Genomic DNA, 10,535 nt, shown 5'->3' with positions numbered 1-10,535 from the left:
ATCGAGAGATTCATAAGAAAACGTCATCCTTTCTAGTCTAGCTTTTTTAGAAAGAATAACGTTTTTTTACACTTGGGGGTAGTGAAGATTTTTAAGTTGATGGGCATGGGAGGAACGTGAAGAAGCAGAAGATGGGATTGAAAGATTTATCTTTTCTGTATATATAAATGATATTCCGGCAGAGTATAATCAATTTATGATCAACATCAATGCAGAAAATGGTGCTGTTATGCACTACTCGGGGGAGTCTAGCAACTTTATAAAAAAATTACTTACATATGAAACAACACCAAAATTAATAAAAGAAAAAGCGTTAGAAATATACAGAGCGGCTATCCGAGTTAAATTAGAATGGTTTTTAGATCATGATGCAGAGGAAACGAAATACAAACTACTGTACAAACAAACGACAGATGAAAAACATAAAGAACCTTTTGATTGTAGTCGGGAAATTCGTTATATTGATGCCCAAGCGGGGAGAAAGATTTGGAGTAAGTAAAATAAAAAGAGTTATTTTTCAAAGAAAATAACTCTTTTTATTTTTATAATTTGCCTGTTCGCTTTTCAAAAGTAAATGTGATAGGAAGATTGGAATGAGAACTATCACTTTTAAATATTACTTTCCATTCTTTAGTATGGGCTTTAATTTCAAAATTAAGAAGATTCATCGCTCTACGTTTATCTATTTCTAAAAACATATTATGAATTTCTGGTTCTTGCTGTAAATTAAGAGCCTTTAGTGTGACTGTAAATGTGAAAAAATTCTGCCCTTCATATACTATTTTTGATATTTTTGTTTTTTGTGTATTTAACAGCACATAAAAACGGTCTGATGGAGTTAATTGTACAGAGTCATCAGTAATTTCATTCTCGCTATTATGAAGTTCAACTAAGAAAGATGTACTATGTGAAGAATCTTTTTTGCTTGTAATCTGTAATTCAGTAGGAATCATCGGTATTTCATAAAAGTCATTCCTTATTATATTATTGTAATCCTCTGAAAATTTACGGACTTCTTTTGGAAAAGAGTCTTCTTGTGTACTTAAAAAAGTTTTATGTTGCTTTGGAATTTTTTTACTAAAATTTAATGTTTCTTTAAAGTAATAATTGGATCCAGTTAAAAATAAAAAACTACAAATTAATAAAAAAATTCGATACAGATTTTGAAAATGAAAGAACAATAGTATACATGTAATAATTCCAATTACATAGAAAATAAAGATAAGTAGTTCTAGTTTTGAGTGAAACGAGAAACCATAGTTATGAAAAAATTTTATTCCAGTTATAATTTGAGCTCCAAAAAATAAAGAAATTCCAAATTGAAAAAATAATAAATCAGGCCCTCTTTTAATAACAAAAGTAATGAACGAAATGAAAAGTAAAAATACCCCTAAATAAATTGTTACATTTAATAATCGTTCTAATGTAATCATGAATAATGTCCCCTTTAATAGCATATTCATATATAAATAACAATTTTATATAATTATAATATAACAATAAAATATTTTAAATGTTGGAAGTGTTGAGTTTTATAAATAAACTGTACAGACACAAACAACCTCACGCCCACATACACATAATAAAGACCACTATTTTGGCGGAGGTGAAAGGTTTGAGTCTATTCGCCGCAATTGGATATATGGTTCGAGAAGTGTTTGTCTTTGTTTCTTATGTGAAGAATAATGCGTTCCCGCAGCCGTTATCATCAGATGATGAGAGAAAGTACTTAGAGTTAATGGAGCAAGGTGATGCTCAAGCGAGAAATCTTTTAATTGAACATAATTTACGGCTTGTAGCTCATATCGTTAAAAAATTTGAGAACACAGGAGAAGATGCAGAAGATTTAATTTCAATTGGTACGATTGGGCTCATTAAAGCGATCGAGAGCTATTCTGCAGGAAAGGGAACGAAGCTTGCGACGTATGCAGCACGCTGTATTGAAAATGAAATTTTGATGCATTTACGTGTACTAAAGAAAACGAAAAAAGATGTTTCACTTCATGATCCGATCGGGCAAGATAAAGAGGGCAATGAAATATCGCTTATTGATATATTAAAATCAGAGTCTGAAGATGTAATTGATATGATTCAGCTTAGTATGGAGTTAGAAAAAATTAAAGAGTATATCGATATTTTAGACGAAAGAGAAAAAGAAGTGATTGTGAAACGTTTTGGACTTGGGCTAGATAAGGAGAAAACACAGCGGGAAATCGCTAAGGCGCTTGGTATTTCTAGAAGCTACGTATCACGGATTGAAAAGCGTGCTTTAATGAAAATGTTCCACGAGTTTGTCAGGGCAGAGAAAGAGAAAAAAGCGAAAGAGTAAAGTGTATTAGAAGCAGCCATATTTAAAATGGGCTGCTTTTCTTATTGTAAATAAGAAAAGAAAACGCGTTATGCTAAGAAGAAATACATGTTCACTGTTGAAAATGACGGATTCTATCTGTAATATTAGAAGGTGCTAAATAATTTAAGAATAATACCATACTTAGTTTTCTGTATATATAATAAGGCTGCTTTATATGATATGTGGGAATAAGAACCAATTTTACATATGATATAGAAAGAAAAGAAGGGAAAACTAAAGTTATAGACTGATTAGGGGGTTTCGCAATTTGCGACGTACATTATATCGACTTATGATAGAACTTACAAATGGTCGCTTTACTTCTTATATATTACGTAAATTTGCACAATCTCGTTTGAGCTCTATCATTATTCCATCGTATGCGAAAGTTTTTCAAATTAATCAAGATGAGATGGAAAAGGGTTTGAAGGAATATAGAACATTGCATGAATTATTTACGCGTAAGCTAAAAGAAGGAAAGCGTAGTATTGATACAGATGCATCGAGTATCGTTAGTCCTGTTGATGGTGTTTTTGCAGATCATGGTCCTATTGAGGATACAAAAACATTTGATATTAAAGGAAAGCGCTATTCAATTGTGGATATGCTAGGTAATGAAGAACGTGCAACGCGATATGCAGGCGGTACATATATGGTAATTTATTTGAGTCCAAGTCATTATCATCGCATTCATAGTCCGCTTTCTGGTTCTGTGACTGAAAGATTTGTACTCGGTAGAAAATCATATCCGGTAAATGCAGCTGGTATGGAATACGGGAAAGAACCACTGTCAAAAAATTATCGTTCTGTTACAGAAGTAAGCAGTGATGGCGAGCATATGGCTCTTGTAAAAGTAGGGGCCATGTTTGTTAATAGTATTGAGCTTTTGCATGAGAGAGACACTGTTCAAAAAGGTGAAGAAATGGCATACTTTACATTTGGTTCAACAGTTGTGTTATTGTTTGAAAAAGATATGATAGAAGTAGTGCAGGAATTAAAGAGTGGACAAGAGCTTCGTCTTGGTGAAAAAATAGCTACTCGCTTAGCTCATAAATAAAGAAAAGCTTTTATAACCGTAAGTAAGAGTTATGGGCAAAGATACTTAATGATGAAATCCCCTAGATGGGAGTACTTGTTTATTCGAGAGCCATCGTAGGATGGCTCTTTTTACAGGGCATCCAATAAATTATCCTTTAACTGTTTAATTGGTAAGGGCTGATTAAACTTTCACTTTATATGTAATCAAGATGATTTGACAAGCTTGTCCTCTAATGAGCGTCTAATGATTTCTTGTTTTATAAGTAAAATGAAGTCGGGATTTAATTTTAGTTCTTTTGCTTTATAATAAGACTCAGTGAGTAACTCAGTGGATAACTGTTCCATATGTTTTGTTTTCAAGGTGAGTCACCTCCTAATAATATAAGGATTGATTCGTTGATGCATTTAATGTACCAAAAAAATATGACAGTCACAAACGAGTGGTTATCCACATACCTAGGTGGATAAAGTGTGTATAGTTTGTTAGTAAATTCCAAATTAACTGAAAAATTAATGTGGAAAATGTGTACAATTTTATCCACAGGTTATATATCGAAAAATGTTGTCGAAAAATTTTATGAAAAATCCTCAAAGAGGTGAAAGAAATTGAAACTATTTTTACCAAATGAATATGTGAAAAATGTATATCATGTTCAACCAGAAGATTTAAAAAAACGTGGGATTAAAGGTGTTATTACTGACTTAGATAACACTTTAATTGAATGGGATCGTCCCAATGCAACACCGCAACTTGAAAAATGGTTTTTGGAAATGAAAGAGCAAGGCATTCAAGTAACGGTCGTTTCAAATAATAATGAGCAACGTGTAAAAGATTTTGCTGATCCATTAGGTATTCCATTTATTCATAGTGCACGTAAACCATTTGTTCGCGCATTTAAGCGTGCGATACAAGAGATGCGTTTGCAGCCAGATGAAGTTGTAGTAATTGGAGATCAGTTACTGACTGACGTGCTTGGTGGAAACCGAGTAGGCCTTCATACAATTTTAGTTGTACCGGTAGCACAAACGGACGGATTAGTAACGCGCTTTAATCGAAAAATTGAACGAAGAATTATGAAAAATATGAAGAAAAAAGGTTTAATTAACTGGGAGGAATAAAGTTTGACTGAAACAATTAAATGTATTGGTTGCGGTGTAGAAATTCAAACAGAAAATAAAAACGAAGTGGGGTATGCTCCTGCCTCATCTTTAGAGAAAGAACAAGTTATTTGTCAACGTTGTTTTCGCTTGAAGCATTACAATGAAATTCAAGATGTATCGTTAACAGATGATGACTTCCTACGCATTTTAAATGGAATTGGAAAATCAGATGCATTAGTAGTCAAAATTGTAGATATTTTTGATTTTAATGGTAGCTGGTTACCTGGCTTACATCGTTTCGTAGGGAATAATAAAGTATTACTTGTTGGAAATAAAGCTGATTTAATTCCAAAGTCAGTAAAACATGATAAAGTAAAACATTGGATGCGCTATAGTGCAAAGCAGCTAGGATTAAAACCAGAAGATGTCTTTTTAATTAGTGCAGCGAAGGGACAAGGAATCGCTGAATTAGCAGATGCTATTGAGTATTATCGCGGCGGCAAAGATGTTTATGTTGTTGGATGTACGAATGTAGGGAAATCGACATTTATTAATCGTATGATTAAAGAATTTAGTGATGAGACTGAAAATGTAATTACAACATCTCATTTCCCAGGAACAACACTTGATTTAATTGATATTCCATTGGACGAAGAGTCTTCTTTATATGATACGCCAGGTATTATTAACCACCACCAAATGGCTCATTATGTTGGAAAGCAAAGCTTAAAGCTTATTACACCAACAAAAGAAATTAAGCCGATGGTATTCCAATTAAATGAAGAACAAACGTTATTCTTTAGTGGATTGGCACGTTTTGATTATGTAAGTGGTGGTCGTCGTGCATTTACTTGTCACTTCTCGAATCGCTTAACAATCCATCGTACAAAGCTTGAGAAAGCAGATGAATTATATAAAAATCATGCCGGGGATTTACTAAGCCCACCAACGCCAGAAGAATTAGCAAATATGCCTGAGCTAGTGAAATACGAATTTAATATTCGTGAACCTAAAACGGATGTTGTATTCTCTGGATTAGGATGGGTTACTGTGAACGAACCAGGAGCAAAAATTGTTGCACACGTACCAAAAGGAGTAAGTGTTTCACTACGTAAATCTTTAATTTAATATGGAGAGGGATTTATGAAACAATTATATGGTGTAATCGGAAATCCAATTGGACATTCATTATCACCCGTTATGCATAACGATGCATTTGAACACTTGAATATGGATGCCCATTATCATGCGTTCCTTGTTGAAGAGGAATTGCTAGGGGAAGCAGTAAGAGGTTTAAAAGCATTAGGTATTTCAGGATTTAATGTAACAACTCCGCACAAGGTTGCTATTATGGAGTATTTGGATGAGATTGACCCATTGGCAAGGAAAATCGGTGCAGTAAATACAGTGGTTCATAAGGATGGAAGATTAATTGGCTATAATACAGACGGGATTGGTTTTGTTCGAGCGTTGCAGTCAATTAGTAATGAACCACTTCAAGGGAAACGTATTTTGTTACTTGGTTCAGGTGGTGCTAGCCGAGCTATTTATTTTTCTCTTGCTGATGTAGGTGTAAAAGAGATTGATGTAGCCAATCGTACAGTAGATAAGGCAAAGGAACTTATTGCTGCACGTACGGCCGATGTTAATTCTGTTGCTTTGTCGTTAGAAAAAGCGACAGAAGAACAAGGAAATTATGATATTATCATTCAGACGACAACGATAGGTATGCATCCACACGTAGAACATACGCCATTACAAATTTGTTCGTTAAAAAAAGGAACGATTGTATCAGATATAATTTATAATCCATTTGAAACGAAAATTTTATGTGAGGCAAAAGAGCAAGGTGCAATCATTCAAAATGGTATTGATATGTTTGTTTATCAAGGAGCACTTGCATTTGAAATGTGGACAGGACGCACGCCAAATATCGAGAGAATGAAACAATTAGTTATAGAAAAGCTTGGAGGCTAACATATATGTTAACAGGAAAACAAAAAAGATTTTTACGTGCACAAGCACATCATTTAACACCAATTTTTCAAGTAGGAAAAGGCGGAGTAAATGAAAATATGATTAAACAAATCGCAGATACTTTAGAAGCTCGTGAGTTATTTAAAGTAAGTGTATTACAAAACTGTGAATTTGATCGCCGTGAGGTTGCGGAAGAACTTGCAAAAGGTGCACGTGCTGAAATCGTTCAAGTAATTGGAAGCACAATCGTTTTATACAAAGAATCAAGAGAAAATAAACAAATTAAGCTTCCTCGATAAAAAGACTAGCATGCGCTATTTTTATCGTTTATGCGTAATGATGTAGAGAGCGAAACCAATTGAACTTTTATTAATAGCAACTCTCTTCATTCCTAACCGAGGAGAGTTGCTGTATGTAAAAGGAAGGGGCGTTTCTTTTGAGAAAAATTGGCATCATTGGCGGTACATTTGATCCGCCTCACTATGGACATTTGCTAATTGCAAATGAAGTATATCACGCTTTGAACTTGGAAGAAGTATGGTTCTTGCCAAACCAGATTCCGCCACATAAACAAGGGCGGAATATTACAAGTGTAGAAAGTCGTTTACATATGTTAGAGCTCGCGACTGAGGCAGAAGAGCACTTTTCTATTTGTTTAGAAGAGCTAAGTAGGAAGGGCCCATCTTATACGTATGACACTATGTTACAATTGACGAAGAAGTATCCGGATGTGCAGTTTCACTTTATTATTGGTGGGGATATGGTTGAGTATTTACCGAAGTGGTATAACATTGAAGCTTTACTTAATCTTGTAACGTTTGTTGGAGTTGCAAGACCTGGGTATACATTGCATACACCATATAAGATTACTACAGTGGAAATTCCGGAATTTGCAGTTTCTTCATCCTTATTACGTGAGAGATATAAGGAGAAGAAAACGTGTAAATATTTACTTCCCGAAAAAGTACAGGTATATATCGAGAGGAATGGGTTGTATGAATCGTGAGAATGCACTGCATATTGTCAAACAACAAATGCATGAAAAACGTTATATACACACAATTGGTGTAATGGAGACAGCGATTGAGCTTGCTAAGTTATACGGTGTGGACGAAAAAAAAGCAGAGATGGCAGCTATATTCCATGATTATGCGAAATGTAGAGCGATTTCAGAGATGGAAGAGATTATTAAACGTGAAGATTTGCCGAAAGATTTACTTTGCTATAACAAAGAGTTATGGCATGCACCTGTTGGGGCATACTTAGTAGAAAAAGAAGTAGGCATTACGGATTCTGAAATTTTGCAAGCTATTACATATCATACAAGTGGTCATGAGAATATGACGATGTTAGATAAAGTGATTTATGTAGCTGATTACATTGAACCTGGGCGAAAGTTTCCAGGAGTGGAAGAGGCTCGTAAACTCGCATATACGGATATAAATCAAGCTTTATTATTTGCGTTAAAGAGAACAATTCAATTTTTAATGGAAAAAGATCAGACGATTTATCCATTAACATTCCAAACATACAATGCAGTTATCAAGGAGGAAATGAGTAAATGAACGATAAAGATTTATTAGTATTAGCGGCAAAAGCAGCTGATGATAAGAGAGCAGAAGATATGGTTGTCCTAAATATGCAAGGTATTTCACCAATTGCAGATTATTTCATTATTTGTCACGGGAATTCAGACAAACAAGTGCAAGCAATTGCACGTGAAATTAAATCAAAAGCACATGAGTTCCAAATCGACGTACAACGTATGGAAGGGTTTGACGAAGCACGTTGGGTATTAGTTGATCTTGGAGATGTAGTTGCTCATGTATTCCATAAAGATGAGCGTAATCACTATAATTTAGAGCGTCTATGGGGCGATGTGCCACGTGAAGATATTACAGAAGAGTTAGGCCAATGAAATACGAACAATTTGCATTGTTGTACGACGAACTAATGAATGATGTCCCTTATGATAAATGGGTGGAATTTACAGAGGAAAGTTTACAGCAGGCAGATATGAAAGAGGCAAAAATTCTTGATGTAGCATGCGGTACGGGTAATGTAACCCTGCCGCTTGTGCAAAAGGGTTACGATTTAATAGGTGTCGATCTTTCAGAAGAAATGTTAACAGTCGCTCAGCAAAAACTAGGAGGAGAGGGATACTTTATTCCTTTTTATCAACAAGACATGCGAGAGCTTGATGTTCCAGGTGAGTTTGATTGTGTAACCATCTTTTGTGATTCATTAAATTATGTATTGCAAGAAGATGGAGTACAAGAAACATTTAGAAGAGTATTTCACCATTTACGTCAAGATGGTTTGTTTTTATTTGATGTACATTCTTTATATAAAATACATCATGTATTTCAAAATGAAACGTATACAGTGAATGGAGAAGAAATATCTCTTATTTGGAATTGCTTCCCTGGTGAAGAATCAAATAGTGTAGAGCATGATTTAACATTCTTTGTTCAAGATCCGGAAGAAGATGTGTACCATCGGTTTGACGAATGTCACGTGCAACGTGCATATCAAGTGGAAGAGTTAACGAAATGGCTTGAAGAAGCAGGTTTTACAGTGCTTCGTGTAACAGGTGATTTTGAGCGACTTGAAGTTACAGAACAAACAGAGCGTATTTTCTTCATGGCGAAGAAAAACGGATAAAACAAAAGCAACCGAGAAGGTTGCTTTTGTTTTATAAAGAAGATGTATTTTTAGTTCTAGCATAATCTGAAGATCGTATGAGTAAAGTGCGGGAATAGTAGTTGAAGTGAAAATGTATTGTAAAAAAGTAAGTATTTATAAAAAGGATTTGGAATGAAAATGACGTATTTATTATGTGTGTTTATTGAATTGCTGATCAACGCATTCTAAATCTTCATCAAATTTTTCATGTGTTCGCTCGATTAACTTATGGAACATATCTCCAACGTGCTCTTCTAAAACCCGAATGCCTTCCCCAGTAACGCCGCCTTTCACGCAAACCTTTTCTTGTAAGGTAGGTAATGTGAAGATTTCTTTTTCAAGTAATTTCCCCATCCCCACGACCATTTCACTTACTAAAGTAGTAGCCTCTTCGTGTGTAATATTTGTTTTATCTACAGCAGCGTTAATGAAGCATTGTAGTAAATAACTAAAGAAAGCAGGACCGCAACTTGCTATATCAGATGAAACGCGCGTTATATCTTCTTCTATTACAAGAGGTGTAGAAATGTTTTTGAATAGACGAAGTAGTTTTTGTTGCCATTCTTCAGAGCAATTATCTCCAAATGTAAATAGTGAGGCGCCAGAGAGCGCGCGATTTGTGATACTTGGAATGATACGCGCGACGTGGCAAGGTACGAGAGTCTCTAATTGTGATGGAGATATTGGACTTGTAATAGAAACTAAGCACGTTTCATCAGAAAAATGTTCAGCGTATTTTTTTAGGATAGGGTATATATCTATCGGCTTGACACAAATAAAAATAAGTTGTGATTGTTCGATTACTTCCGGGATTGTTTTTGCTATATGAACAGAAGGGTATTTTTCTTTTATATGATATGCTTTTGCAGGCGTCCGATTAATGATTGTAAGGCACGAAGGTTTGACAGCACGGGTTTCTAAAAATGCATCGATTAGTATATTCCCCATGTTTCCTGTCCCTATAATTCCTATGTTCAAAGTTTCATCCCTCCTTCGTAACAGCTTTCTCCTAAACAATATGAATGATGTTATAAATTTATGATTAGAGGTGTAAAATGATGTGGGATTTTCCGAAAAAGTGGTTAGGTTTAGTAGCTATTATTGGAACTTTACTTTTTCTTGTTTTTTGGAAAACGAATCAGAGTGTAGAACGAACGCCTATTACAATGAATGTACAAGAGAAGGAAATCGAAAAAAAGGGTAAACCGAAAATATCGGATACAAAGGAACAGAAAAGAACAATTATAATTGATGTGAAAGGAGCGGTTAGTAAAGAAGACCTGCGGTAGTATGTCAACTGAAAAATAATATCTTTTGAAGTTATCAAAGGACAAATTGCTTAAAAAAGACATCACGAAACTAGACCAGTATTTTATGTAAAATA

General features: G+C 34.6%; 13 protein-coding genes and 2 pseudogenes. 12 read left to right on the top strand and 3 right to left on the bottom strand.

What is annotated here, in order from left to right:
* Positions 1 to 106: 106 nt before the first annotated feature.
* Positions 107 to 499, top strand: a pseudogene (locus MR168_RS30175) (YcdB/YcdC domain-containing protein); the annotation flags it as partial.
* A 43-nt stretch (positions 500 to 542) separates the two neighbouring features.
* Here the strand turns inward: MR168_RS30175 and MR168_RS30170 are convergent.
* Positions 543 to 1,463, bottom strand: a complete 921-nt coding sequence (locus tag MR168_RS30170) for a hypothetical protein (protein ID WP_002024823.1) — start codon at positions 1,461 to 1,463, stop codon at positions 543 to 545.
* A 152-nt stretch (positions 1,464 to 1,615) separates the two neighbouring features.
* On the opposite strand from MR168_RS30170, the gene sigK reads away from it, so the two are divergent.
* Both sigK and MR168_RS30160 read left to right on the top strand, forming a co-directional pair.
* Entirely contained in the window at positions 1,616 to 2,329 is a 714-nt protein-coding gene (gene sigK / locus MR168_RS30165; RefSeq protein WP_000051382.1) for an RNA polymerase sporulation sigma factor SigK, read from the top strand.
* 289 nt (positions 2,330 to 2,618) lie between these two features.
* Positions 2,619 to 3,407, top strand: coding sequence for a phosphatidylserine decarboxylase (locus MR168_RS30160; protein ID WP_001255000.1), 789 nt, complete (start codon positions 2,619 to 2,621; stop codon positions 3,405 to 3,407).
* 185 nt (positions 3,408 to 3,592) lie between these two features.
* Here the strand turns inward: MR168_RS30160 and sda are convergent, their stop codons facing one another.
* Entirely contained in the window at positions 3,593 to 3,748 is a 156-nt protein-coding gene (gene sda, locus MR168_RS30155; RefSeq protein ID WP_000850094.1) for a sporulation histidine kinase inhibitor Sda, read from the bottom strand.
* 246 nt (positions 3,749 to 3,994) lie between these two features.
* Between sda and MR168_RS30150 the strand changes: the two genes are divergently transcribed.
* From MR168_RS30150 to MR168_RS30115, 8 genes are all read left to right on the top strand, one after another.
* A complete protein-coding gene (locus tag MR168_RS30150) occupies positions 3,995 to 4,507 on the top strand; it encodes a YqeG family HAD IIIA-type phosphatase (RefSeq protein ID WP_000765314.1) in 513 nt (170 codons plus the stop codon).
* 3 nt (positions 4,508 to 4,510) lie between these two features.
* Positions 4,511 to 5,617, top strand: a complete 1,107-nt coding sequence (gene yqeH / locus MR168_RS30145; RefSeq protein WP_000140799.1) for a ribosome biogenesis GTPase YqeH — start codon at positions 4,511 to 4,513, stop codon at positions 5,615 to 5,617.
* Positions 5,618 to 5,632: 15 nt separating this feature from the next.
* Positions 5,633 to 6,466 carry a shikimate dehydrogenase gene (gene aroE, locus MR168_RS30140; RefSeq protein ID WP_000812076.1) on the top strand — a complete coding sequence of 278 codons (834 nt, stop codon included), beginning with the start codon at positions 5,633 to 5,635 and terminating at the stop codon, positions 6,464 to 6,466.
* 5 nt (positions 6,467 to 6,471) lie between these two features.
* Complete coding sequence (gene yhbY, locus MR168_RS30135; protein ID WP_000955224.1) at positions 6,472 to 6,765, top strand: ribosome assembly RNA-binding protein YhbY; 294 nt, start codon at positions 6,472 to 6,474, stop codon at positions 6,763 to 6,765.
* A 137-nt stretch (positions 6,766 to 6,902) separates the two neighbouring features.
* Positions 6,903 to 7,472 (top strand): nicotinate-nucleotide adenylyltransferase, encoded by a 570-nt coding sequence (nadD, locus tag MR168_RS30130; RefSeq protein WP_001226048.1) that lies wholly within the window; start codon positions 6,903 to 6,905, stop codon positions 7,470 to 7,472.
* Positions 7,462 to 8,031 carry a bis(5'-nucleosyl)-tetraphosphatase (symmetrical) YqeK gene (gene yqeK / locus MR168_RS30125; RefSeq protein ID WP_001078477.1) on the top strand — a complete coding sequence of 190 codons (570 nt, stop codon included), beginning with the start codon at positions 7,462 to 7,464 and terminating at the stop codon, positions 8,029 to 8,031. The genes nadD and yqeK overlap by 11 nt, the downstream gene beginning before the upstream one ends.
* Positions 8,028 to 8,384 (top strand): ribosome silencing factor, encoded by a 357-nt coding sequence (rsfS, locus tag MR168_RS30120; RefSeq protein ID WP_000998173.1) that lies wholly within the window; start codon positions 8,028 to 8,030, stop codon positions 8,382 to 8,384. Before yqeK ends, rsfS begins: the two co-directional genes overlap by 4 nt.
* Positions 8,381 to 9,130 (top strand): class I SAM-dependent methyltransferase, encoded by a 750-nt coding sequence (locus MR168_RS30115; protein WP_000873069.1) that lies wholly within the window; start codon positions 8,381 to 8,383, stop codon positions 9,128 to 9,130. The genes rsfS and MR168_RS30115 overlap by 4 nt, the downstream gene beginning before the upstream one ends.
* A gap of 171 nt (positions 9,131 to 9,301) precedes the next feature.
* On the opposite strand, the gene comER is transcribed toward MR168_RS30115, so the two are convergent.
* Positions 9,302 to 10,129, bottom strand: coding sequence for a late competence protein ComER (gene comER, locus MR168_RS30110; protein ID WP_001020554.1), 828 nt, complete (start codon positions 10,127 to 10,129; stop codon positions 9,302 to 9,304).
* Between the two features lie 77 nt (positions 10,130 to 10,206).
* Here comER and MR168_RS30105 point away from each other — a divergent pair.
* Positions 10,207 to 10,428, top strand: a pseudogene (locus MR168_RS30105) (competence protein ComE); the annotation flags it as partial.
* Positions 10,429 to 10,535 lie beyond the last annotated feature (107 nt).

The sequence above is a fragment of the Bacillus cereus group sp. BfR-BA-01356 genome (assembly GCF_022663635.1).
GTDB classification, from domain to species: Bacteria; Bacillota; Bacilli; order Bacillales; family Bacillaceae_G; genus Bacillus_A; species Bacillus_A cereus.
Note: the sequence above shows the minus strand (reverse complement) of the source record. Positions and strands in the feature narration are given on the sequence as shown.